The 24,046-nt window shown below is 71.1% G+C and carries 22 protein-coding genes and 1 pseudogene; 12 read left to right on the top strand and 11 right to left on the bottom strand.

The genetic code is table 11. The features are described from left to right. Positions 1–265: 265 nt before the first annotated feature. Both LZ495_RS05100 and LZ495_RS05095 read left to right on the top strand, forming a co-directional pair. Complete coding sequence (locus tag LZ495_RS05100; RefSeq protein ID WP_235050707.1) at positions 266–1,465, top strand: hypothetical protein; 1,200 nt, start codon at positions 266–268, stop codon at positions 1,463–1,465. Positions 1,466–1,745: 280 nt separating this feature from the next. Continuing rightward, a complete protein-coding gene (locus tag LZ495_RS05095; protein ID WP_235050706.1) occupies positions 1,746–2,177 on the top strand; it encodes a hypothetical protein in 432 nt (143 codons plus the stop codon). 411 nt (positions 2,178–2,588) lie between these two features. Here the strand turns inward: LZ495_RS05095 and LZ495_RS05090 are convergent, their stop codons facing one another. Continuing rightward, positions 2,589–3,062 (bottom strand): LURP-one-related/scramblase family protein, encoded by a 474-nt coding sequence (locus tag LZ495_RS05090; protein ID WP_235050705.1) that lies wholly within the window; start codon positions 3,060–3,062, stop codon positions 2,589–2,591. A 121-nt stretch (positions 3,063–3,183) separates the two neighbouring features. Beyond that, positions 3,184–3,402 carry a LapA family protein gene (locus tag LZ495_RS05085; RefSeq protein ID WP_235050704.1) on the bottom strand — a complete coding sequence of 73 codons (219 nt, stop codon included), beginning with the start codon at positions 3,400–3,402 and terminating at the stop codon, positions 3,184–3,186. A 193-nt stretch (positions 3,403–3,595) separates the two neighbouring features. On the opposite strand from LZ495_RS05085, the gene LZ495_RS05080 reads away from it, so the two are divergent. Both LZ495_RS05080 and LZ495_RS05075 read left to right on the top strand, forming a co-directional pair. Continuing rightward, positions 3,596–5,320, top strand: coding sequence for an ATP-binding SpoIIE family protein phosphatase (locus LZ495_RS05080; protein ID WP_235050703.1), 1,725 nt, complete (start codon positions 3,596–3,598; stop codon positions 5,318–5,320). A 161-nt stretch (positions 5,321–5,481) separates the two neighbouring features. Next, on the top strand, positions 5,482–6,114 hold the full coding sequence (locus LZ495_RS05075) for a DUF389 domain-containing protein (RefSeq protein ID WP_235050702.1): 633 nt from the start codon (positions 5,482–5,484) through the stop codon (positions 6,112–6,114). 225 nt (positions 6,115–6,339) lie between these two features. On the opposite strand, the gene LZ495_RS05070 is transcribed toward LZ495_RS05075, so the two are convergent. Then, positions 6,340–7,173, bottom strand: coding sequence for a Rossmann-fold NAD(P)-binding domain-containing protein (locus tag LZ495_RS05070; RefSeq protein ID WP_235050701.1), 834 nt, complete (start codon positions 7,171–7,173; stop codon positions 6,340–6,342). Between the two features lie 81 nt (positions 7,174–7,254). Here LZ495_RS05070 and LZ495_RS05065 point away from each other — a divergent pair, with 81 nt between their 5' ends. Continuing rightward, complete coding sequence (locus LZ495_RS05065; RefSeq protein ID WP_235050700.1) at positions 7,255–8,196, top strand: AraC family transcriptional regulator; 942 nt, start codon at positions 7,255–7,257, stop codon at positions 8,194–8,196. A 21-nt stretch (positions 8,197–8,217) separates the two neighbouring features. Here the strand turns inward: LZ495_RS05065 and LZ495_RS05060 are convergent, their stop codons facing one another. Further along, positions 8,218–9,252, bottom strand: a complete 1,035-nt coding sequence (locus LZ495_RS05060) for a helix-turn-helix domain-containing protein (RefSeq protein ID WP_235050699.1) — start codon at positions 9,250–9,252, stop codon at positions 8,218–8,220. A 268-nt stretch (positions 9,253–9,520) separates the two neighbouring features. On the opposite strand from LZ495_RS05060, the pseudogene LZ495_RS05055 reads away from it, so the two are divergent. The 6 genes and pseudogenes from LZ495_RS05055 to LZ495_RS05030 all read left to right on the top strand — a co-directional run. After that, positions 9,521–9,973 (top strand): annotated as a pseudogene (locus LZ495_RS05055) (VOC family protein); the annotation flags it as partial. Between the two features lie 196 nt (positions 9,974–10,169). After that, positions 10,170–11,084, top strand: a complete 915-nt coding sequence (locus LZ495_RS05050; RefSeq protein WP_235050698.1) for a pyridoxamine 5'-phosphate oxidase family protein — start codon at positions 10,170–10,172, stop codon at positions 11,082–11,084. A gap of 59 nt (positions 11,085–11,143) precedes the next feature. Next, positions 11,144–11,341 carry a ferredoxin gene (locus LZ495_RS05045; RefSeq protein WP_235051070.1) on the top strand — a complete coding sequence of 66 codons (198 nt, stop codon included), beginning with the start codon at positions 11,144–11,146 and terminating at the stop codon, positions 11,339–11,341. After that, positions 11,338–12,519: an NAD(P)/FAD-dependent oxidoreductase gene (locus LZ495_RS05040; protein ID WP_235050697.1), complete on the top strand. Its 1,182-nt coding sequence runs from the start codon at positions 11,338–11,340 to the stop codon at positions 12,517–12,519. The genes LZ495_RS05045 and LZ495_RS05040 overlap by 4 nt, the downstream gene beginning before the upstream one ends. Before the next feature lie 126 nt (positions 12,520–12,645). Next, positions 12,646–13,284 carry an HD domain-containing protein gene (locus LZ495_RS05035; protein WP_235050696.1) on the top strand — a complete coding sequence of 213 codons (639 nt, stop codon included), beginning with the start codon at positions 12,646–12,648 and terminating at the stop codon, positions 13,282–13,284. A gap of 152 nt (positions 13,285–13,436) precedes the next feature. Continuing rightward, positions 13,437–14,648 (top strand): NAD(P)/FAD-dependent oxidoreductase, encoded by a 1,212-nt coding sequence (locus LZ495_RS05030; protein WP_235050695.1) that lies wholly within the window; start codon positions 13,437–13,439, stop codon positions 14,646–14,648. Positions 14,649–14,733: 85 nt separating this feature from the next. Here LZ495_RS05030 and LZ495_RS05025 read toward each other — a convergent pair whose 3' ends face one another. The 4 genes from LZ495_RS05025 to LZ495_RS05010 all read right to left on the bottom strand — a co-directional run bounded on the left by LZ495_RS05025 (position 14,734) and on the right by LZ495_RS05010 (position 18,953). Beyond that, a complete protein-coding gene (locus LZ495_RS05025; protein WP_235050694.1) occupies positions 14,734–15,777 on the bottom strand; it encodes a FecCD family ABC transporter permease in 1,044 nt (347 codons plus the stop codon). Between the two features lie 2 nt (positions 15,778–15,779). Then, positions 15,780–16,829: a FecCD family ABC transporter permease gene (locus tag LZ495_RS05020; protein ID WP_235050693.1), complete on the bottom strand. Its 1,050-nt coding sequence runs from the start codon at positions 16,827–16,829 to the stop codon at positions 15,780–15,782. A 6-nt stretch (positions 16,830–16,835) separates the two neighbouring features. Next, positions 16,836–17,909, bottom strand: coding sequence for an iron-siderophore ABC transporter substrate-binding protein (locus LZ495_RS05015; RefSeq protein ID WP_235050692.1), 1,074 nt, complete (start codon positions 17,907–17,909; stop codon positions 16,836–16,838). 141 nt (positions 17,910–18,050) lie between these two features. Beyond that, on the bottom strand, positions 18,051–18,953 hold the full coding sequence (locus LZ495_RS05010; protein WP_235050691.1) for an EamA family transporter: 903 nt from the start codon (positions 18,951–18,953) through the stop codon (positions 18,051–18,053). 69 nt (positions 18,954–19,022) lie between these two features. Between LZ495_RS05010 and LZ495_RS05005 the strand changes: the two genes are divergently transcribed. Next, complete coding sequence (locus tag LZ495_RS05005; protein WP_235050690.1) at positions 19,023–19,898, top strand: LysR family transcriptional regulator; 876 nt, start codon at positions 19,023–19,025, stop codon at positions 19,896–19,898. 72 nt (positions 19,899–19,970) lie between these two features. Here LZ495_RS05005 and LZ495_RS05000 read toward each other — a convergent pair whose 3' ends face one another. The 3 genes from LZ495_RS05000 to LZ495_RS04990 form a co-directional block, all read right to left on the bottom strand. After that, positions 19,971–21,338, bottom strand: coding sequence for a serine hydrolase domain-containing protein (locus LZ495_RS05000; RefSeq protein ID WP_235050689.1), 1,368 nt, complete (start codon positions 21,336–21,338; stop codon positions 19,971–19,973). Between the two features lie 207 nt (positions 21,339–21,545). Further along, entirely contained in the window at positions 21,546–21,854 is a 309-nt protein-coding gene (locus LZ495_RS04995) for an SCO5918 family protein (protein WP_235050688.1), read from the bottom strand. Positions 21,855–21,923: 69 nt separating this feature from the next. Further along, complete coding sequence (locus LZ495_RS04990) at positions 21,924–23,531, bottom strand: DEAD/DEAH box helicase (protein ID WP_235050687.1); 1,608 nt, start codon at positions 23,529–23,531, stop codon at positions 21,924–21,926. Positions 23,532–24,046 lie beyond the last annotated feature (515 nt).

Here is a 24,046-nt window from a genome sequence, read left to right as displayed (position 1 = left end):
CCCATCAGGCTCCGTCGCACCTGAGCGTTTAGCCCATCGGCGCCCTCGCGCTGACCCTCACTCGTGCAGTGCCTGGTGGAGCCGCTCGGTCGGCTGGCCGGCGCGAACGCACTGCGTGCCGAGTGGCAGCCGATCAGGTCGAGGCCGTCCACAAGGCAGTGAAGCTGTGCATCACAGCCACCGTTGCACTGGGTCCACCAAACTCTGTCGCCGCATAGGCGGGACAGCTCTACCCTTGGAGATCCGTGGACTTAAGTGGGTGCGCATGCCTGACAACGAAAATCCGATCATGGCCACAACCCCACCTCCAGCTGACAGTTTGGGGGGTTACGCCCTAGGAACCTGGGAACAGAAACCTGGGCAACGGGGCATGTCCGTAAGGATAGCGCGGGAAATTTCTGATGCCGAGTTCGACCGCCACATCGAGGCAATTGATACCTATGAGGCCTTGGTTGAACGCAGCGCATTCGAACTCATCCAGCGAAGCTTTTTCAACATCAGAACGATGATTGAATCATTGGCGAATGTTGAGCGATTCGGCGGTGATTTTCGCCGCGCACAGAGGGGCCCAGTCAATAAATCCGTCATGGCAGAGGTCACCAATTGGCTAGCTGCGACACGCCTCTACCTAGAGAATGAGCGAGATTTCATCCTGAATGCCTTCGGCGAAAAAAGCGCCGAGATGATCGCATACAAAGCAGCGACGAGTGGCGCATTCGACAGCCATGACGGCTACCGCTTTCTCTATAATCTGCGAGACTATACACAGCATTGCGGAATTCCATCCGGCTACCTAGACATCTCAGGATCTGCACCCAACCGGAGAATCGTACTCAGCCTCGACAGATCCCGACTGCTCACGGCACGATTCAAGTGGAGCAAGCATGCCAAGGCGCTACTGAACACCTGGCCTGAAAAGATTCCTCTCGTTCCACTCATGGAAGACGCGATGGAAGGCTACGCAACTGTCGAAGAGCAGATGCTGCGTATCATCCTGCGCCGATGCATCAATTTTAGTCCGATCCTGATCAAGTCTATAGAGTCGCTGAACGGCATGAGCGGAAATGCGGCGCTCTTCCGACTACCCAGGAGCGCTGATGCACACGGGAATATCAACTTCTCTGTTCGCACGTTCCCCGACCAGGATTCACTGGTGGCCATTCTGGCGGCTTCAGAAACGGAGGATCCTTTCGCCGAATTGTGCATTGAAGAACCAAGCCCACCTCCGTCGCTACCCACTGACGGGACGCGGGCCTCCGCACTGCTTTCCACATTCTTGATGGGCGATCTCGAGGAGACCGGGAGAGTCATCAACCTCATACTTCAAAGGGATGGAGAAGTGGGGCCACTTGTTAGCGATCTGGTAAATACTTCAGCAGTTCTGGTGCACATGCTGAGCGAGTTGCTGGGTGCTCCTCCGCACGCACTACTAGGAAATCTTGGGCACATTGCGTCTGAGGATTAGACGTTCGTCCCGATTGCGCAACACAGCGGAAACTCACACCATGTCCGAGGCGTGCCGGGACGGTTCGGACCTGGCCGCGTGGGGTCAGCCGGGAAGCCACCAGCAAGGCAGGTGCGGCCTCCGGGTGCCTACGGAGCCGTGTGTCTGCGGGGTGAACTCCGACTCTGACCCGCCCGCATGATTGGGTCCCCCCATGGGGCTTCGGGATGCCAGGCTGGATGGTCAACATGAGCGCTGGGCGTTCAAGCCGCTCGTCGGGGTCGGGCCCTTACGATTTGGGATGACCGCCGGCGAGGTTGGCGAGGCATTGGACTGCCCGTCCGCAACCTCGAGTCGCTCACAGCTGCGTTCGCAAGAGGCCATCGCGGAGCAGTTCCACCACATTGGCGTGACGGCCTACTACAGCGGTGACGGACGTCTGGCGTGTGTCGCTGTCGACGCGAGCGATGGTCCGCAAGTCACGCTGGACGGTGTGTCCTTGGTCGGCTGCGTCCCCTCGGAGCTGACTGACTGGATCTGTGATCACACCGAGGCGCAGGGGCTTGAGTTGTCCTGGACGCATGAAGGGAACGCGTCAGTTCGGGATCTTGGGCTCATCATGCGTGTGCAGCGTGCCGGCGATGTGGTGCTCAGTCGACCGCTGTTCATGATCCATGAGTGGGCCATGGGTGTTTGGGAGCACGTTCCCGACACCGAGTGGCGAACGTTCTGAGCCGTGCTCCGGTCGGCCGCTGGTCACGTGCCCTAGACGTGCCCTAAGGGCCGGTAAACCGCGGTCAGGAGCGGCGCCAGGAGGCCCACGGTCACGAGCGGTCAAGATGCGTTCATACAGGTCAGGTGGCTGATTGGGTTGATCGCCGCTGTGATTCCCAAGCTCAGAGCGCGAGTTCGATTCTCGTCGCCCGCTCCAGACTTAGGGCCCAGGTCATAGACCTGGGCCCTGTTCGTTGTCTAGTTCCCGGTCATGGCGTCCAGCCGTGCGGAGGTCTCGCCGGCGGCAAGCAGCGGCCACTCTTCGGTGACCATCGCGTCGATGTAGGTCCGTACTCAGGCATGGATCGGATCGCGCTGCACCGCAGGCGACTCCGAGGCCGCCGGGGGGCGCCGGGGCGCCGGTTCTGGGTCAGTCGCCCGGATGCGCCATCGTGTCGATGGCGATGGCTGCCGCGAGGACGGTGGCGTGGTCGGCATCAGGGCCGATGGCCAGGCCGTACGTGTCACGCAGGCGGCCCCACTTCTTGGAGACCTCGGCGACGGTGAACCCGTCGTCCTCGACGGTGTATTCGTGGTCGAGGATGTTGCCGTGCACGGTCAGCTCCGGGCCGTTCTCCTGCTTGATGCGCCACCGGTCGCGGACCGGCCCCACCATGGCCTTCTTGACCAGGGCGATGCGGTTGCCGTGGGCGTCCTCGATCTCCATCGACTCCTTGATCCGCGCCGGGCGGCTCTGCACCGCGGCCACGCGCTGCCCGTCGCGGTTCTCGATGACAAAGGTCTTGCGCAGGCGCAGTGCCTTGCCGTCGACCTTGTACAGGTGCTCGCCCTCGTCGTCGTCGATCCAGAAGTCGTCGCCGATCGAGAACATCTTCTGGCGCATCCGGTATCGGGTGACATCGTCGCCCCGGTCGAAGGCGCGGTTGGCCCTCCGGCGCTTCCGCCGTTCACCGAACATCCGTACAGCCTCCGTTCTCCGGCCGGTCGCGGGCGGCCACTCCCGACTACGCCTTGGTACGGCGGCGGGCGATCAGCAGCCCGATCGTGATGCCCACCAGCAGGGTGACCGCCAGGACCAGCCACAGCGGCAGGCTGACCGTGGGAATCCAGAGCCGGATCTCGACCGACTCGGTGTTCGCGACGACGAACCAGACCGCCAGCACGCCCAGGAGAGCGAGCGCGAGCGTGCGCAGGCGGTAGTCCTTGCCGCGGACGGTCACCATGGGTGGCTTGTCAGCATTTCGCCGTTTGTCTCCCATATATTCGATTATGCGAAGGTTCGCGGGCCGACGCACGGCCGGGGCGGCCGGGGGAGCTCGGCATCCGCGGATTATCCGGGGCTCCTCCGAGGTACCGGCGCGGCAAGGCAGGCGTACCGCGCCGCCGCACCGTTGGCCGCATGCCGGGAGGTCACTCATGCCGCAAGACGGCTCAGCCGCCGAGCGAACCGACAGCGCCAGACTGCGCCTGCTGGAGTCCGGCGCCGCACACATCGGCACGTCCCTGGACCTGTTCCGCACCGCCGCGGAGCTTGCGGAGGTGGCGGTGCAGGGGCTGGCCGACGTCGCCGTCGTGGACCTGCTCGACGCGGTGCTGCACGGCGACGCGCCGGCGCCCGGCCCGGTCGCCGGACAGGTGACCGTACGGCGCGCCGCAGCCGCGGCCGCCCGTCGCGCCGCACCACCTGCGGTCCATGCCGTCGGCGATGCCTGGGGGCTGCAGTTCGGGTCGCCGTACGCGCAGGTGCTGGGCGATCTGCGGCCCCGGCTGGTGCGCAGGCTTGCCGCGGACGACGTGTGGCTGCGCCGGGACCCCGAACGCGCCCGGCTGGCCCGGGCCGAGGCCGCGCACTCGATGATCGCGGTGCCGCTGACCGTGCGCGGGGTCGTGCTGGGGATGGTCTCGCTGTACCGCTTGGGCTCCTCCGCGGCGTTCGCCGAGCCGGACTTGGGCGAAGCCGCCGGGCTGGCGGCCTATGCGTCCGCATGCCTGGACAACGCCCGCCGCCACACCCGCGAGCGGGCGCTGGCGCGCCTGGTGCAGCGCAACCTCGTACCGCGCCGGCTCCCCGCCCACGTCGCCGCCGAGACGGCGTGGACGTACCTGCCGGTGGCCGCGTCCGGCAGCTGGTTCGACGTGCTCCCGCTGTCCGGCGCCCGCATCGCCTGCGTCGTCGGGGAGATCGACGGCAAGGGCATGGCCGCGGTCAGCCTCATGGGACAGGTCAGCACCGCCATCGCCGCACTCGCGGCCCTGGACCTGGGCCCCGACGAGATCCTCGGCCGCGTCCACGACCTGGCCGTGGAGACCGCGATGGGACGCCCCGCCCTGGCCGACGACCACCCCCTCCCCGACGTCCTCACCGCCGGATGCGTCGTGGCCGTGTACGACCCGATCGCGGGCACCTGCGCGATTGCCCGGGCCGGGCATCCGGCGCCCTCCGCGGTCGCCCCGGACGGCACCGCCGCGGTGATCGACGCGCCGGCCGGGCCGCCGCTGGGCGGTCCGGGCGAGGGCCGCTTCCCGGTCACCTCCGTCCCGCTGAACGCGGGCAGCGTCCTGGCCTTGCACACCTCGAGCCTGTCCGGCGACCCGGCGCCCGTACTGGCCGACGCACTCCGCGCCGCCGGCGGCGAACTCCAGCCGGCCTGCGACGCCGTCCTCACCGAGGCCTTCCCCGACGGCCCCAAGGACGACGCGCTCCTCGTGCTGGTCCGGACCCGGGTGCTGGGCGGCGACCGCACCGCGGCCTGGTCGCTGCGGAACCTCCCCGAAAGCGCCGCGGAAGCGCGTCGGCTCACCGCCCGAAAACTGGCCGAGTGGGGACTCCACGACCTGGTGTTCACCGCCGAACTGCTGGTCAGCGAACTCGTCACCAACGGCGTGCGGTACTCCGCCGGGGAAATCGGCCTGCGGCTGATCCTCCGGGAGAGAACCCTGGCCTGCGAGGTCGCCGACAGCAGCAGTGCCGCGCCGCGTGTGCGTCGCTCGCTCGACGACGACGAAGGCGGCCGCGGCCTGCTCCTCGTCGCCCAGCTCGCTCAGGATTGGGGCGTGCGAACGGGGCCACGCGGCAAAACCGTCTGGGCGGAGCTGCCGCTCGACGCCGTCGGCACCGATGCCGGACCTGGCGAGGGTTGAGGCATTCCCCGGACCGGCAATGAATTCCGGCGGGGCACACGAATTGCGGACGCGGTGGCCGAGGTGAGCGGCGGGACGGTTGCGGGTACCCGGGGCGGACCGGTCGCGGTGCCGCTCCGCCGCCTCGCCGGCTTCCGGATCCGGTCAAGGAGGCGCCGAGCATGCCCGCTGTCGACACCCCAGCAGTCCAGCGCATGACCGCCGCCCTGTTCATCGAGAAGTCCTGGCGCAGCCCGAGCTCGACGCGTTTCTGGGGCCTCCTGCTCCTCGCCGCCGTCATCGCCTCCGCCGGCGTGGTCGGCGACTCGACCGCCACGGTGATCGGCGCCATGATCGTCGCGCCGCTGATGACCCCGATCCTCGGCAGCGCGCTCGCCGTCGTCCTCGCCGACCGGGCCCACCTCGTGCGCATCGCCGCCCGCGGAACGGCCGACGTGCGCGTCGGCGAGCTGCGCGGCAAGACGCTCGCGGTCGTCGCCGCGATGCTGCTCCTGGTCGCCGTACCGCTCACCACCGGCACCGCTGCGGTCGCCCGCGACCGGCAACTCGCCGACGACGCCAAGCCCGTCGCCGAGCAGTGGGCCGCGGAGCGGCACTGGGCCGTCAACGCCGTCGACGCCCTCGGCGGCCGCATCACCGTCACAACCGTCGGCCTGCCGCCCGTGCCCCCGCTCGCCGACCTGCGCACCGCACTCGACAAGGCCGGCATGGACGACGCCGACGTGGAAGTGCATTTGATCGGCGGCGGCACCCGCCGCTGCCCGGCAGGCAGCACTACCTGTTTCGAACCGTGACGGCCGCCGGACACGCAGGCCGCCTGCGCCGCAACGCACGCAGGTGATCCGCACCAACACCAGCGGACAACGCCGTTGCCGGAGGTGCGGGTGGCTCACTCCGTAGATCGGCGATGCAGCTGCGGTGCGGGAACCGTGCCCTGTTCCGGGCAGATGCCGATTGCGGAACAGGAACGGTTCGTCCAGAGGTCGGCTCGGGGCCGAACCAGGCACCGGTGGGGCGCGTCAGGGGGCGGACCAGATGCCGGTGGGGGCTGTCTCGGCTACCCAGTCGGCGAAGTCACGGGGTTTGCGGCCCAGTACGTGCTCGACGTGGTCGGTGAGGGTGCTGTTGCGGCCGTCGAAGTAGTCGGTGATGAGGGTGGCCAGGGGGTCGGCGACGGCGCGGGGGGTGCCTTCGGCGGTGAGGGTGTCGGCGAATTCGGTGCGGGTGACGGGGGTGTAGCGGAGGTCGCGGCCGGTGGCGCGGGCTATTTCGGCGACGGCTTCGGCGAAGGTCCAGAGGCGGGGGCCGGTGAGTTCGTAGCGCTTGCCCGCGTGGCCGGGTTCGGTGAGGGCTGCCGTGATGACGTCGGCGATGTCGTCGGCGTCGATGAAGGGGTCGGCGTTGTCTCCGGCGGGGAGGGCGAGTTCGCCGGTGAGGAGCGGGGCGCGGAAGACGCCTTCGTCGAAGTTCTGGTGGAAGGAGGCCGGGGCGACGATCGTCCAGGCGACGGGGAGGGCGGTCACGGCGGCCTCGGCGCGCTGGGCTTCCGCCTGGTTGCGGGCGGAGAGGAGGACCAAGCGCTCGACGCCGGCGTCGACGGCCAGGCGGGCGACGGTGCCGATGGCGTCGGCGGCTCCGGGCCATTCGATCTCCGGGTAGTACATGAGGGACGCGGCTTTGACGCCGGCGAAGACTCCGGGCCAGGTGGCCGGGTCCTCCCAGTCGAAGGGGGGTTCGGCGGTGCGGGAGCCGATGCGTACGTCGACGCCTCGGTCGGTGAGGCGGCGGGCTACGCGGCGGCCGATCCGGCCTGTGCCGCCAAGGACCAGGGTCGTGCGCTCGTTGGTGGTCATGACACGAGTCTTGGGGGTGCAGGTCGGACGATCCATGGCTGAGATGCCGGGGTGCATGTCCGATCGTCTAGAGTGCGGAGCGTGGATGCACTCTCGGGGTTGCTGGAAGGGCCGCGGGCCAGTGGGGCGTTCGTGCTGCGGATCGTGTTGGACCCGCCGTGGTCGATCCGGGTGCAGGACGGGTCGCCGCTGTGCGTCGCGGTGATGCTGCGCGGTGGGGCGGAGTTCCGGCCGGCGGAGGGCCGGCCGGTGCGCTTGCGGCCTGGGGATATTGCCGTGGTGCGGGGGCCGGATCCGTATGTCATGAGTGATGGGGACGGGACGTCGCCGCAGGTCATCGTGCATCCCGGCCAGCGCTGCATGACGCCCGACGGTGTCGATCTGCGGGAGCGGATGGCGCTCGGGGTGCGGACGTGGGGCAGCGATCCCGACGGGTCGGTGCAGATGGTGCTGGGCGTGTACGAGGAGGTCGGTGCGGTCGGGCGGCGGCTTCTCGATGTGCTGCCACCGCTGTTGGTGGTGCAGGCGGATACGTGGGACTCGGCGCTTGTCCCGGTGCTGGCCAAGGAGGTCACCCGGCAGGGGCCGGCCGAAGGCGTCGTACTGGACCGGTTGCTCGACCTGCTGCTCATCTCGGTGCTGCGGGCGTGGATGGACCGGCCCGAGACCGAGGCCCCGGCCTGGTACCGGGCGCACAGCCATCCGGTGGCCGGCGAGGCGCTTCGGCTGTTCCACGAAGCCCCGGCGGAGGATTGGACGTTGGCTCGGCTGGCTGCCGCGATCGGAGTGTCGCGTGCGACGCTCGCCGAGTGCTTCCGTACGGCGGTGGGGACGCCGCCGATGACCTATCTGACCGAGTGGCGCATGGCGCTGGCCGCGGATCTGCTGCGGCAATCGGATGCCACGCTGAACGCCGTTGCCCGGCAGGTGGGTTACGGCAGCGGGTTCGCGCTCAGTTCGGCCTTCAAGCGCGTGTACGGGATCAGCCCGCAGGAGCATCGCAGTGGTGTGACGACGGGGTGAGGCCCGGCGTGGCGATTCGGGTCAGGCCGGGGTGGCCAAGGTTCTTCGGATGTCCGCGGGCGGGGCGCCCTGCCACCTGTGCATCGCGCGGCGCAGCGCGCGGGCGTCGCTGAACCCGGTACGCGCGGCAACGGTCCGCAGCGGGAGATTCCCGTCGCGCAGGAGTTCCAGGGCGAGTTGCTCGCGGGCGGACTGGACTTCGTCGCGCCACGTGGTGCCGTGCTCGCCCAGTCGCCGCTGCAGGGTGCGCGGGGTGGTCCCCATGCGGTGGGCGACGGCGGCCAGCGACAGGTCGGTGTCGCGCAGGGCCGCCTCCAGCGCGGTCCGGAAGACGGCGTGCCAGGTCAGGACCGGTTTGGCCGCGGCGATGGACAGTTCCGCGTGGTCGCGCAGGACCTGGTGCAGGCCGGGCTGGACGTGCGGCAGCGGAGCGTGTGCGTCGTCGGCGAGGAAGGTCACGGAGTTCGCGGGGGCACCGAACTCGAGGCTGCGGGTGCCCAGCAGTTCGGCGAGTTCGGCGAGCGCGCTCGCGCGTACCGGGGCGCGGTGCCGGAAGGCGGCATGCACCGGGGCCACCGGACGCCGCAGCGCCTCGGTCGCGCGGCGGGTGACGAGCACGGCGACGAACTGCTCGATGGCGGCGACCACGTCCGCACCCGCCGGACCGGTGGTGTGCGAGACGGTCAGCAGACGGCCGTCGTCCGCCACGGATATCCGCTCGGCCTGCGGGTCGCCGATCACGGTGATGTATCCGCCCGCACTGCTCAGCGATTCCGCGAGCGTGCTCCCCGTGGTGAACAGGTAGTCCCACACGCCGAACGACCCCAGCGGTGCCATCCCGGCGGCATGCAGCCCGGCGCCGGGGGTCGCGTGCCCGGCGACGATCTCCTCCCACAGCACCAGGGCGGCCGACGTCGGGACGCGGACGAACTCGTCGGCGAGCACTGCGTTCTCGAGCCCGGGCAGGCGTTCGAGCCGCTCGGGCGGCATTCCGGCCCGGCGTGCGGCATCCACCATGAAGCGCCCCATACGGGCGGAGATGGTTCCGTTGAGCACAGTCTCCGAGGCTAGATCCTCGGCCCCGCTCCCGCTGGTGTGTCAGGCCCCCTGTGTGGCGCGTTCGGTCCCTCGCAGGCGGTACGCGGCGCCCATACGTTCGATGTGAGCCGAAGTGCGGGAGCCCCGCCCGGCCGAGCCGCGGAAACGCGTGTACCGGCAGGGCACTCGGCCATGCACAGGCCGCGGCGGCCGCCCGCACCCGGCCACCCGCACCCGGCCACCCGACCCCATGGCGCCCGTCCCACGGAAACCGAGGAATCCACGCATGAGCAAGCTGAAGGCACTCCAGACCGGCCACGTCGGCCTCAATGTCACCGATCTCGCCCGCTCGGTGGCCTTCTACCAGGCCGCGCTCGAGTTCGACCTGATCGGCGAGAGCAAGGAGGACAGGAAGAAGTTCGCGTTCCTGGGCCGCGACGGCAAGCTGCTGGTCACGCTCTGGGAGCAGAGCACCGGGGACTTCTCGACCGCGCTCCCGGGCCTGCACCACCTGTCCTTCCAGGTCGAGACGATCGACGAGGTCAAGGCCGCCGAGGGCGTGCTGCGCGAGATCGGCGCGACGTTCGTGCACGAGGGCGTCGTGCCGCACGGCGAGCACGGCACCTCGGGCGGGATCTTCTTCCTCGACCCGGACGGCATCCGCCTGGAGATCTACGCGCCGACCGGCGCCGACCCCGCGGACGCCCCCACCGCGGGCGCCCCCACCTGCGGGTTCTTCTCACCCGCGGCCGTCGGGGGCCCCGGGCCCGGCCGGCCCCGGACGTCCCCAGGCGGTCCGGCCGGCTCCGGCCACTCCCGGAGCCGGCCGGACCCGCCCCCGGGGCCGGCCCGAAGCCATCGGCAGACGACCCGGCAGCAGATCGAAGACGCTTCGCCGCCGCCCGCACACACCGCTTCGTACGGAAAGGAATGCCGTGGCAACCGAGTACCACCGCGGGGAACTCGCGGTCCAGGACCGCGCCGAACTGTCCCGCCAGGCCGCGTTCTCGCTCGGCGGGATCGGCGGGACGATCCCGCCGGTGGCCGCGGCGTTCCTCGCCGAGCAGCCGCTCATCGTGGTCGGCGGCACGGACGCGGACGGACGCACCTGGGCCACCCAGCTGACCGGCCCGCCCGGATTCCTCCGGGTCCCCGACCCCGAGACCCTTCTCATCGACGCCCGGCCGCTGCCCGAGGACCCGCTCGCCGCGCTGCTCGCCGGGCCCGCGCAGGTGGGCATGATCGCCATCGAGCCCGCCAGCCGGCGCCGCATGCGGATCAACGGCCGCGCCGCGCCGACCGGGACCGGCCTGCGCGTCGACCTGGACCAGGTCATCTCCAACTGCCCGAAGTACATCCAGAAGCGCGGCCACCGCTTCCCCGATCTTGCGGGGGCATCTCCCCGCCCCCGCAAGGCCGTCCGCGGCACGGCGCTGGACGGCCGCCAGCAGGACGCGATCCGCGCCGCGGACACGTTCTTCGTGGCCACCGCCGACGAACAAGGCAACACCGACGCGTCGCACCGCGGCGGCAACCCCGGGTTCCTCCGGGTCCTGTCCCCCACGCTGCTGCGCTGGCCCGACTACGTCGGCAACGCCATGTTCCTGACCCTCGGCAACCTGGAACTCCGCCCCGAGGCGGGCCTGCTGGTCCCCGGCTGGGAGACCGGCACCGCACTCCACCTCTCCGGCACGGCCCGGACCATCTGGGACGCCGACGAGATCGCCCGCGTGCCGGGCGCCCAGCGCCTCGTCGAGTTCTCGGTCCGCGACGTGCTGGAGATCCCCGACGCCCTGCCGCTGCGCTGGAGTTCCCCGGACTACTCGCGCTTCAACCCGCCCGTCGCCTGACCCCCGTCGCACACGCACCGCACCCGCACCGCAAACCACCGCAGAAAGGAAGCCCGATGCTGCGCATCACCGTGGACATGAATCTGTGCGAGAGCCACGGCCAGTGCGTCTTCGCCGCGCCGGACGTCTTCGCGTTCGACGACGACGATTACCTCGTCTACGAAGCGGAGCCGTCCCCGGACCGGCTGGACGAGGTCCGCACCGCGGCGGCGATGTGCCCGGTCCGGGCCGTGGCCATCGAGGGCGTCTCGCCGTGAAGCGCATCGTCGTGGCCGGTGCTTCGCTGGCCGGCCTGCGGGCCGCGCAGACGCTGCGCGCCGAAGGGTTCGGTGGCGCGCTGGTCCTGGTAGGCGACGAGCCCTACATGCCGTACGACCGGCCGCCGCTGTTGAAGAGCGCGCTCATGGAGGGGACTTCGTACGCCGCTCAGGCGAAGGCGCAGGCAACCGCAACCGACCTCCCGGTGCCCGGCGACCTCGACGCCACCTGGCTGCTCGGCACGCGCGCCGTCGGCCTCGATGCGTACGGCAAGACCGTAAGGCTCGCCGACGGACGCGAACTCCCTTACGACGGCCTGGTCATCGCCACCGGGGCTGCCGCCCGCGTGCCCGCCGCGCTCACCCCGCTGCCGGCCGGCGTGCACACCCTGCGCACCCGGGACGAAGCCGCGGCCCTGCGTGCCGCCCTCGTCCCGGGCCGCAGGGCGGTCGTCGTGGGCGGCGGGTTCCTGGGCAGCGAGATCGCGGCGTCGGCCGGGGTATGCGGTCTCGACGTCACGCTGGTGGTGCCCGAGGAACGCGCACTGCTCCGGCAAGTCGGTTATTCCGCTTCGCAGTTCATCGCCGGTCTGCACCACTCGGCCGGAATCCGGGTGGTCGGCGGGCGCCGTGCCGAGGTTCTCGACGGCGGCGCCCGGCTCACCGCGGTCGGCCTGGACGACGGCACGGAACTCGCGGCGGACATCGCAGTCCTCGCACTCGGCGCGGTACCGAACGTCGGATGGCTCGCCGGGTCCGGCATCGCGCTGGACGGCGGCGTGCGCTGCGACGAACGGCTGCGCGTGCTGTCGACCGACGGGACGCCGCTGCCGGGCATCGTCGCCGCGGGCGACGTCACGGACTCCCTGGGCCACTGGAGCAACGCCGTCGAACAAGCGGCCGTCGCGGCCCGCACGCTCGTCCACGGCGACGCCGCGCAACCGCTCGCCGCCGTCCCGTCCTTCTGGTCCGACCTGCACGGCGTCACGCTGCGCGCGGTCGGCCGGCCGGACATCGCGGACGAGGAGCGCACCGCGGAATACAACCTGGCCGGACGCCACTTGGAGGTCACCTACCACCGCGCGGGCCGCCTCGTGGGCGCCGCCACGATCGGGCGCAACAGTCGTCTGGCCGCGCACCGCCGCCTGCTGGCGGAAAGCGCATTCGCCCGGGCGTGATGCCAGGTCGGCTGCCAAAGCCCCCGGCCACCAAGCCCACAGGCCACCGAACCCCGCCGACCTCCGAAGCCACCCGCCACCCCCGCCCCCGCCACCTCGCCACCGGCCGCCACGACAAGGACCCCCATGAGCACCCGCATAGCCGACATCGCCATCCCGGACAGCAAGCTCGCCAAGGAGGCCACCGAGCTCGTACGCGACGCCACCGACGATCTTCTGTACGACCACTCGCGGCGGGTCTACCTATGGGGCGCCCTGCACGGGCGCCGCCTCGATATCGAACACGATCCCGAACTCCTCTATATCGCGGCGATGTTCCACGACATCGGCCTCACCGCACCGCATCGCGCCTCGGGCCGCCGCTTCGAGATCGACGGCGCCGACGAAGCCCGCGCGTTCCTCGCCTCGCACGGCATCGCCGACGACCGCAGCCGCCTCGTCTGGGAGGCGATCGCGCTGCACACCACACCCGAGATCCCGAACCACATGCACCCGGTCATCGCGCTGACCACGGCCGGCGTGGAGATGGACGTCCTCGGCATCGGCTACCACGCGGTCTCGGACGAGGAGCGTGCCGCGGTGGTCGCCGCGCACCCCCGGCCCGACTTCAAGCGCCGCATCCTGCAGGCGTTCACCGACGGGATCGCCGGGAAGCCCGCCACCACCTTCGGCAACATCAAGGCGGACGTCCTCGACCGGTTCTCGCCCGGCTACGTGCGCCCGAACTTCGTCGGCATCGTCGAGGGCTCCGACTGGCCGGAGTGACCGGCTTCCGACCGCCGAAAGCCATGTGACCTGCTTCACATCCCCGCTCTGTCACGCCTGCCCCGCGTCGCTTGTCCCCACTCCGAAACCGCAACCGATGCGGACCGGACCGCACCGCCGCGACGCGGGGCACGCACAGGGGAGTGAGCATCATGAACGCCACGCAGCAGAAGATCGTCGTCCTCGGAGCCGGCTACACCGGGATGCTGGCCGCGATCCGGCTGGCGCACCGCACCCGCCGGGGCGGCGCGGAGATCACCCTGGTCAACGCGTCGGCGCAGTTCACCGAGCGCATGCGCACCCACCAGACGGCGAGCGGCCAGGACATCCCGGGCCACGACATCGCCGGGCTCCTGACCGGCACCGGCGTGCGCTTCGTGCAGGGCCGGGCCACCGCGATCGACCCGGCACGCCGGACCGTGGCCGTCGACGGCGTCGGCACGCTGCCCTACGACCGGCTCGTCTACGCACTGGGCAGCACCACCGACACCAGTGCGGTACCCGGCGCCGACGAGCACGCGTACACGCTGGACGGCCCGGCGGCGACCTCGGCCGCAGCCTTCGCGGCCCGCATCGCCGGCCTGGCGCCGGGCGCCCGCGTGGCGGTCTGCGGCGGCGGTCTCACCGGCATCGAGGCGGCCACGGAAATCGCCGAGCAGAACCCGCACTTGAAGGTCACGCTGATCAGCCGCGGCGAGGTCGGCTCGATGATGGGCGGCAAGGCGCGGGCGCATCTGCACCGCGCGCTGGAGCGCCTGGACGTGCAGGTCCGGACCGGCGCCGGGATCGCGAAGATCCTGCCGGACGCGGTGCAGCTGTCCGGCGGCGAGCTGCTGCCGTTCGACGCGTGCCTGTGGACCGCGGGCGTGAAGGTCCCGCGGCTGGCCGCCGATGCCGGCATCGCGGTCGACGGCAAGGGCCTGATCCTGGTCGATGCCACCCTGAAGTCCCGTTCGCACCCGGAGATCCGGGCGATCGGCGATGCGGCCGCGGTCGACATGGCCTGGGGCCCGATCCACGGCACCTGCCAGAGCGGGCTGCCGACCGCCGCGTACGCCGCCGACGCGATCGCCCGCGAGCTGCGCGGCAAGCAGGTCAAGCCGTTCCGGTTCGGGTACTTCCACCAGCCGGTCAGCCTGGGCCGCAAGGACGCGGTCATCCAGTTCACCCGCGCCGACGACACCCCGGGGCGCTTCTGCCTGACCGGCAAGTCCGCGGTCATGTACAAGAACACGGTCACCGGGAGCCCGGTCACGACGTTCCGGCTGAGCCGCAAGATGAACATGTCGGTGCAGCTGTCCAAGGGCGGCCGCGCGACCCGCAAGCCCGCGGCCCCCGTCACCGGGCCGGTCGCGGCCGCCTGACGCACCAGGCCGGTGGCGCCCCGCCCACCCGACGCACCTGTGAGCGGCCCTGCCCGCAGCTCGCCCCCGCGAGCCGCGGGCAGCCTCATGCCCCCGGTTTGCGTGCCTCCGCCACCAGGACGCCCATCAGATACAGGCCGCCCAGAGTCCCCGTCGCCACCCCGACCGGGAGGATCCCCGACGTGAACAGCCGCTGGGCGGCCAGGTCGCTCGCCAGCAGCAGCACCGCGCCCATCAAGGCCGCACCGGCCAGGCCAGGCCCCGCGGTTCCGGTCAGTCGACGTGCCAACTGCGGTGCCGCCAGCGCCACGAACAGCACCGGACCGGTCGCCGCCGTGGCCACCGCGGCCAGGGTGACGCTCACCAGGACCAGCACCAGCCGCGTCCGTGCCGCGTCGACGCCCAGCGCCCGCGCCGCGTCGTCGCCCATCTCGAGCAGCGCGAGCCGCCGCCCGTACACGAAGGCGATCGGCATCAGCACGGCGCAGGCCAGTGCCATCCCCTGCACCTGGTCCCACGTGCGGTTGTTGAGGCTGCCCACCAGCCATTCCTGGGCCTCGACGGCCTCCTGCCAGCTCGCCCGGGTGATGAGGTACGAGTTGGCGGCGAGCAGCATCGCGCCCACCCCGATGCCCATGACCACCAGCCGGAATCCGCCCGCGCCGCGCCCGTACGCGAGCAGGAACACCGCCAGTGCGGTGGCCAGTCCGCCCGCGATCGAGCCGATCGCGATCTCGGTCATGCCCCCTTGCAGCAGGATGATGACGACCAGGGCGCCGGTGGCGGAGCCGTTCGTGAAGCCGATGATGTCGGGGCTGCCCAGCGCGTTCCGGGTGAGGCTCTGCATGATCGCGCCGCTCACCGCGAGCGCGGCGCCGACCAGCACCGCGGTCAGGATCCGCGGCATCCGCAGCTCGTCGACCACGAACTCGGCGGCCATCGTGCCCTGTCCGAACACCGCCTGGAGCGCGTCCCCCAGCGGCAGGTCGAAGTCCCCCGTGGTCAGGGCGACTCCGGCCAGCACGGCGAGCAGCGCGCTCAGCCCGGCCCCGACCGCCAGCGCCCGCAGGCGGATCCGCACCGAGAAGATCCGGTTCCGCCGGTCCCGGACCACGAATCCGGGGATCACGATCACAGCATGACCAGCTTTCGGCGGCGGCACAGGGCGAGGAACACGGGACCGCCGAGCAGCGCGGTGACGATGCCGCTCTGGATCTCCCCGGGACTGCCGAGGACCCGGCCCAGGACATCGGCGCCGAGCAGCAGGATCGGGGCCAGCACCGCCGAGTACGCCAGCACCCAGCGCTGGTCCGGCCCCGCGATGAACCGGGCGATATGCGGAACGGCCAGTCCCACGAAGGCGATCGGCCCCGCGCCGGCGGTCGCCGCACCGCACAGCAGCACGACCGCGAGTGCGGCGGCCAGCCGGGTGGGGCCGACGCGTACGCCGATCCCGCGCGCCGCCTCGTCGCCCAAGGCCAGCCCGTTCAGCGGCCGGGCCAGGGCGATCGCGATCAACGCGCCGACGCCCACGAAAGGGGCCACCACCGCGACCACGTCGAACTGCCGTCCCGCCAGCGACCCGACCTGCCAGAAGCGGAACTCGTTGAAGATCCGCGGCTGGAGCAGCAGGACGGCCGAGTTGAAGGCGTAGAGCACCGCGGTCACCGCGGCGCCCGCGATGACCAGCCGCTCCGGAGTCGCCCGGGTCCGCCCGGCCGAGCCCAGCAGGAAGACGGCCGCCGACGCGATCGCCGCACCCGCGAACGCGAACCACACCTGGCCAAGCACGCTGACCACACCGGCGAACGCGGAGGCCGTGATCACCCCGGTCGAGGCGCCCAGGCTGACGCCGAGCAGCCCGGGGTCGGCCAGCGGGTTGCGGGTCACCGCCTGCATGAGCGCCCCGGCCAGCCCCACCGCCGCCCCGACCACGAGTCCCAAGACCGTGCGGGGGATGCGGTATTCGTGGACGACCAGGGCGTCCTTGGAGCCGTCGTCGTGCCACAGCAGCCCCCACACCTCGGTGAAGGCGATGCCGCGGGTGCCCACCCAGATGCTCGCCAGGCACAGCACCCCCAGGGCGACGGCGGCGAGCAGCAGACCGAGCCCCCGCCGCGCCACGTGGTGCCGTGGCGCGGCGGGGGCTTTGCCTCCGGTCTCGCGGGTGAGGGAGGCCACGGACCGTCAGCCGGCCTTGGCGGCCAGGAGCGGGAGCACGTTGTCGATCGCGTACGGGATCGACAGCACGGTGTTGAAGGAGAAGGCCGCGCCGATGTCCGGGTTCTCGTAGGGCACGAACAGGTCGCGCTTCTCCGTGACGACCTTGAGCTTGGTGTAGAACGGCTCCGCCTTGATGCGGGCATCGTGCTCCGCGCCGCTGGTCACCCAGATCAGCCGGTCGCTGTCCACCACGTCGAGTTTCTCGGCGCTCAGGTCGACGACGTTGTCGCCCGGCTTGGTCAGCGCATCGACCTTCGGGTTGGTCGCGAAACCGAGTTCGGTGAAGAAGATGACCTTGGGGTCGGTCTTCGTGAACGCCGAGAAGATGCCCGGCTCGAAGTTGTCGGCCACCGTGACGGTCTTGCCGGCGAACTCGGGGTGCTTCTCGCGGGCCGCCTTGAAGCGCGCGTCGATGTCCGTGATCAGCTTGTCGGTCTGCGCCGCGCGGCCCAGGGACTTGCCGATGTGGCGGGTCATGTCCTGCCACGGCGCGCCGTAGTCCTGGAAGCCCTTGGGCTGGGCGACCACCGGGGCGATCTTGCTGAGCGTGTCGTACTGCTCCTTCTTCATCCCCGAGTAGACGGCGATGATCAGGTCGGGCTGCAGCTTGAGGATCTTCTCGGTGTTGTACTCGTCGCGCTCGCCGACGATCTCCGGCGGCGTCGGGCCCCAAAGGTCCTTCGCCCACGGCCACTTGCCGTACGGCTTCTCCTTGAACCAGTCGATGGCCCCGACCGGCTTGAGGCCGAGCGCGAGCACCGTGTCGTGGTCGGAGAGGCCGAGCGTGACGATCTTCTTGGGCTCGGACTTGACCTCGGTGCTGCCGTACTTGTGCTCGACGGTCACCGGGAACGTCCCGGCCGACGCCGGGGCGCTCTGGCCGCCGCCGGCCGCCGGGGTCTGCTGCGGCTTGTCGTCGCCGCCGCTGCTGCCGCACGCGGTCATGACCAGGGCACTGGCCAGAGCCACGACGACCGCGGCGAGGCGGGGCTTTCCGGAACGCCGACGGGCGCGGCCAGGTATCAAATCGGACATCATCTGCCCTTTCCGGGCATGGACGGACCGGCGTTCGACCTGCGCGCATCGACCACCAGGAACTTAGGTATGGCTTACCTAAGCGGAAGAGATGTGTCCGCGCAAGATCCGCCGCCCGCCGCGTACTTGCGTCCGGCCCCCCGGTCAGGCCTTGCTGCTCCGCACCGCCCCTGCACTCGCCCCGATGACAATGGCGATCGCCGCGCACTGGACCGCGGACAGCGACTGGCCGAGCACCAGGAATCCGGCGGTGGCCGCGAAAGCCGGGGACAGCACCGCAAGCACCGCGAAGGTCTCCGCGGACAGCCGCCGCAGCGCCAGGAGTTCGAGCGTGTACGGGACGCCCGAGCACATCACCGCGATGGCCAGCCCGAGAGCCAGCACCGCGGGCTGCCCGAGCACCGCCCCCGCCGAGCCGATCCCGAGCGGGAGGCTGACCAGGGCCGCGACGGCCATCGCGATCGCCAGGCCGTCCAACCGCGGAAAGCGGGCCCCGGCACGGGCGTTCAGCACGATGTAGGCGGCCCACATGGCGCCGGCCCCCAAGGCGAACGCCACACCTGCCGGGTCGAGGCTCCCGAAGTCCCCGCGGCCCAGCAGGTAGACGCCGGCCAGCGCCAGCCCGGCCCACAGCAGGCTGACCGCGCGCCGGGACACCGCGACCGACAGCAGGAGCGGTCCGAGGACCTCGATCGTCACCGCGGCACCCAGCGGAATACGGTCGAGGGCCTGGTAAAAGAGGATGTTCATGCCGCCCAGCGCCAGGCCGAACCCGGTGGCGACGGCCCAGTCCGCACGCGAATACCCGCGCAGCCGCGGCCTGGTCACGGCCAGCATGAGCAGCGCCGCGAGCGTCACCCGCAGCGCGACCGTGCCCAGCGCCCCGGCACGCGGGAACAGCAGCGCCGCGAAGGCGGAACCGAACTGCACGGAGACCGCCCCGGCCAGCACCAGGCCGACGCCGCCGAGCGAACCGCGGGACGCAGCCCGCCGGACAAGAACCGGCGCGGGCTTCGGCGCGGCCGGGTTGTGCACCGTGATTGTCATGCCGTCCACGCTAGGAATCCGGGCGCTCCGCGTGAAATGCCGGTTCCGGCCCGGTTATGCTCCGGACGCATGACCATCGAGCTGCGGCACCTGTACGCCTTCCTCGCCGTCGCCGAGGAAGGCAACATCACCCGGGCCGCGGCACGCCGCCACCTGAGCCAGCCCGCGCTCTCCCGGACCCTGCGCCAGCTCGAGGACCACCTGGGCGCCCGGCTCGTCGACCGTTCCACGCACCACCTCGAACTGACCTCCGAGGGGCGCCTCTTTTGGGACAAGGCGGCCGCCGCGACGGCCGCCGTCGAGACCGCGCTCGACCCGGGCGGCCTGCGCGCCTGGCCGCTGCGCCTGGGCCACACCTGGGCGGCCCTCGGCGAGCACACCGTCGCACTCCTGCGCCGCTGGGACGCGGACCGCCCGGACATGCCGCTCGACGTGCTGCGCATCGACGACCGGACCGCTGGGCTGGTCCAGGGCCGGGTCGACGCCGCCCTGCTGCGCGGCGACTTCCCCGCCGCGGGGCTGCGCTCCGAGGTGCTGATGTGGGAGGAACGGGTGGCCGCGATGCCGGCGGACAGCCCGCTGGCCGCTCTCCCCCGGGTCACCCTCGCCGACCTCGCCGCGCATCCGATCGCCCTCAACGTCGTCTTCGGCTCCACCACGCTCGACCTGTGGCCGCCGGACGCCCGCCCCGCGGCGGTGCTCGAAGTGGCCAACACCGACGAGTGGCTGGTCGCCATCGCGGCCGGCCGCGCGGTCGGCGTCTCGACGTCCGCCACCCCCGTCAACCACAACAACCCGGCTCTGGTCTACCGGCCGCTCGTGGACGCCCCGCCCGTACCGCTCGCCCTGGCCTGGCGCCAGGAGCCCGGCCACCCCGGCATCCCGGCCCTGCTGGAGCTCGCCCACCAGGTGATCGCGGACGCTCGGGCAAAGGACCCGGCGTAGCAGCGGTCACCGCGGCGCCGCCCGGCGAACGGCGGTTGCGCAGCCGGGTCGGCCGCGCAACCGCCGTCCTCGCTATGCCGCCGGGCAGAACTCCGCCGCCAGCATTCCGTATTGGTTGTAGAGCTCCCACGCCTCCCAGTCGCCGTTCTGGTTCCACGAGATCATGTGGGAACCGGTGCGGTTCGAGTACGTGTACGTCTTCGACCCGGGAATTCCGCCGTTGTGGCCGTACAGGACCTGCTGACTACCGTCACCGCAGGTCAGGGTGCGCTTGGTGATGCCCAGTCCGTACTCGGCCTTGCCGATCTTCCAGCTGCCGTTCGCATACCAGTTGGTCGGCGCGGTGGTGTCCTTCGGCGATTGCACATTGCTCAGTGCCGGGTTCGGGATGCACTCCTGCCAGCGGTCGGTCCGGATTCCGCAGTCCAATTCGGGGACCTTGACGCCGACCGGGTTCGTGTTGAGGCTCGCCTCGGCGATCATCTGGTCGCGGAGCGGGGCCGGCAGCAGCGTCTCGGTGGTCAGCAGCGCCTTCATGAACTTCAGCAGGTCGCCGGTGGTGGAGATGACCGATCCGGTGCCGTACGCGTACGAGGCGTTCTGGTCGCCGGCCGGCTTGCCGAGCCAGACGCTGCCGACACGCGCCTTCGTGTAGTTGGTCCAGTGCGCGTCATGCGGTGCGGGAAGGACCGGATCGCCGTTGCGCGGCAGGGTGGTCTGCGTCAGGCCGATGCGGTCGATGATGCGCTCGGTGACCGCGTCCTCCCAGGACATCTGGGCTTTCTCGGCGATGATCATGCCGAGCAGCGCGTAATTGGTGTTGGAGTACTCCATGCCCTTCCCGGGCGCGAACTGCGGCCCGTTGACCGCGCCCTCGGCCACCAGGTCGGCCGGATCCGGGTAGGACGTATTCGGGAACGTCGCCACCACATTGGCCATGAACGAGAGATCGCTCAGGTAGTCCTTCACGCCGCTGCTCATATTGAGCAGGTTCTTCACCGTGATCTTCTTCGCCGGATCGGTCGACGGTGCGAAGCACGGACCGAGCAGCCGGCAGCCCTGCCGGTCGTTGTCGTTCAGGACGTTTCCGAGAATGCCGTACACGTCGTCGTCCAGCGACAGCAGACCTTCGTCCACGAGCTGCATGACGACCACCGCGGTGAACATCTTGGTGTTGCTCGCGGCCCGGAACTTCGCCTCGACCTGCCGGGTGGCAGGCGCCGCGTGGTCGTCCACGGAGCCGGTCCACTGGACCCCGTCGACCTCGGTGCGCACGATCATGCCGGGGATCTGGTCGGACCCGTTCCCGGTGCTCACGTCGTCGGTGATGAAGCGCATCGCGTCGAGGACGCGCTGGTGGTCGGCCCCGGGCGCCGGGTCGGCCTGCGCGGGCAGGCCGGTGGTCGTGGCGAACAGCGCCGCGCAGGCGGCAGCGGCCACGAGACCGCGGCGCCAGGCGTGAGTCTGCGTGCGCTGAAGACGTGTGTACGGCGCATGAGCGCCTCCCTGACGGGTCGTGGGGACGGACGACGTCCGCACGGTGCCAGCCGGGGATCTTCGGGGTCTTGGAGAATTCCGACAACGCCCGGAACCCCGTGCGGGCCCTGCCGACCTGGTCGGCAGGGCCCGCACGGGGTGGTGCTGCGGTCAGGCGGACATCGGCGTGCCGAGCATGGCCGATGCGGCCTCCAGCGGGGTGAGCTCGCGCGCGGCGGCCTCCGCCGCGGCGTCGCGCACGGTGAAGCCGAGCCGCGTCATCGCGCGGGCGACCTCGGTGGCGGTGAAGTCGCGGCGGTCCTGCCCGGTGACGACTTCACCGACCTGCTTCACCGGATAGTGGCCGCGGCCGACGATGACGTAGACGCCGGTGGCCGGCTCGGCCTTGACGCCCTTCATGGCCGCCACGACGCCGTCCTTGGTCAGGTCGAACGCGACTCCGGCGATGACGCAACGCATGATGCCTCACAGGTGGGGAGGGGACGAGGGGCCGATGGCCGCGCAACGGGTCGCGGGTCGGCGGACTGGTCAGCGGGATTGGGCGGAACCCCCGGGCGCGCCGTCCCGGGGTGCGGTGCGGCGCCGCGGTGCGCGGGTCGCCGTCGTGCGGTCGGTGGTACGCCGGGGTCGGTCGGTACGGCCCCGGCGGCCCTGGGCCGAGGGGGAAGCGGACGTGGAGCCCCGGCGCGGACGTTCCGCGGGCGGCGCGGCGATGGTGACCGGCACACCGGAGGGCGCCTGGGCGCCGGTGATCCGGCTCAGCTCCTCGTCTCCGGAGCGCACCTGGGTGGTCGTCGGGGTGATTCCCGCAGTTGCCATCAACTGCATCATGTCGCGGCGCTGGCTCGGTGTCACGAGGGTGACCACACTCCCGGACTCGCCGGCCCGGGCGGTACGGCCGCCGCGGTGCAGGTAATCCTTGTGGTCGGTGGGCGGATCCACGTTCACGACCAGGTCGAGATCGTCGATGTGGATGCCGCGCGCCGCCACGTTGGTGGCCACCAGCACGGTCACCAGGCCGGACTTGAACTGGGCCAGCGTGCGGGTCCGCTGCGGCTGCGACTTTCCGCCGTGCAGGGCCCCGGCGCGCACCCCGCTGTTCAGCAGGTGCTTGGTGAGCTTGTCGACCGCGTGCTTGGTGTCCAGGAACATGATCACCCGGCCGTCGCGCGCGGCGATCTCCACGGTGGTCTGGTGCTTGTCGGTGTCCCGCACGTGCAGGACGTGGTGCTCCATCGTGGTGACCGCACCCGCCGACGGGTCGACGGAGTGCACGACCGGGTCGCTCAGGTAGCGGCGCACCAGCAGGTCCACGTTGCGGTCCAGCGTCGCCGAGAACAGCATCCGCTGCCCGCCCGGCTGCACCTGGTCGAGCAGCGCGGTGACCTGCGGCATGAAGCCCATGTCGGCCATCTGGTCGGCCTCGTCCAGGACCGTGATGGCGACCTGGTCGAGGCGGCAGTCGCCGCGGTCGATGAGGTCCTTGAGGCGGCCCGGGGTGGCCACGACCACCTCGGCGCCGTTGCGCAGCGCACTGGCCTGGCGGCCGATGGGCAGCCCGCCGACGACCGTGGCCAGCCGCAGCCGGACCGCGGTGGCGTACGGCGTCAGCGCGTCGTTGACCTGCTGGGCGAGCTCGCGGGTGGGGACGAGCACCAGCGCCAGCGGCTGCTTGGACTCGGCGCGCCGGCCGGCCGTCCGGGCCAGCATCGCAAGACCGAAGGCCAGGGTCTTGCCCGAGCCGGTCCGGCCCCGGCCGAGGACGTCGCGGCCGGCCAGCGAGTTCGGCAGCGTCGCGGCCTGGATCGGGAACGGGGTGGCCACGCCCTGCGTGCCGAGCGCGGTCAGCATCGCCTTGGGCATGTCCAGGTCGGCGAACGCCGCGACCGGCGGCAGACCGGGGGTGACCGTCACCGGCAGGGCGAACTCGCGCGCCACCGAGGGCTGGCGGCGGGCGCCGCCGGAGTTGTTGCGGCCGCCGGAGCGGCCGCCGTACGACGACCCGCCCCCGGAGCCGGAGCGGCCGCCGGAGCCGGACCCGAAGCGGCGGCCGCCGCGGCCGCCTCCCCCGGTGCCGCCGCCGGAGCCTGCGGACCTGCCGCGCGGGACGCGGTCGTTGTTGCGTGTGCGGTTCATGCGGAACCTTTCCTTGGGCAACGGCGCGCACCAAGGAATTCCCGCGGCGGAGGACGCAGCACGGAGAATTGCGGGGACGAGCCGGGGCAATTTACTGGGCCATTCCGGCCGGGCGGCCGGAATTCCGGGCGAGAAAACCGCCCGGCGGCGTCCCGGAGGAATTCCGGGGGCCGGCGGCGGACGCGCGGGACTGGGCCTGCGGCCCGGGTCGGGGCGCTCGGGCGCCTCGAAACGCAGCAGGGCGGGACCGGCACGCGAAGGTGCGGGCCCGGCCGGGAATGCGTGTGGGGGTCAGACGAGGACGAGGCCGTGGCCCATTTCCGCGCCGGACAACATGGCGGTGCGCATGGTCATTCCGTTCTCCCTTGAGGGCGGTCCGCGGGTTCCGCACGCTGCGGACCCGTGTCGCCGTGATGATCGCCCGTCCGGGGAAACCGGAGATACAGAATCCGGAAGGACCCGAGGGGGTCCGAAAGCATCCGGAAAGACAAAAGCGCTCTCACCGGTCGTCCTGG

The organism is Yinghuangia soli, from assembly GCF_021502675.1.
Taxonomy (GTDB): domain Bacteria; phylum Actinomycetota; class Actinomycetes; order Streptomycetales; family Streptomycetaceae; genus Yinghuangia; species Yinghuangia soli.
The sequence above is the reverse complement of the archived record's forward strand: the minus strand, read 5'-3'. Positions and strand labels throughout refer to the sequence as shown.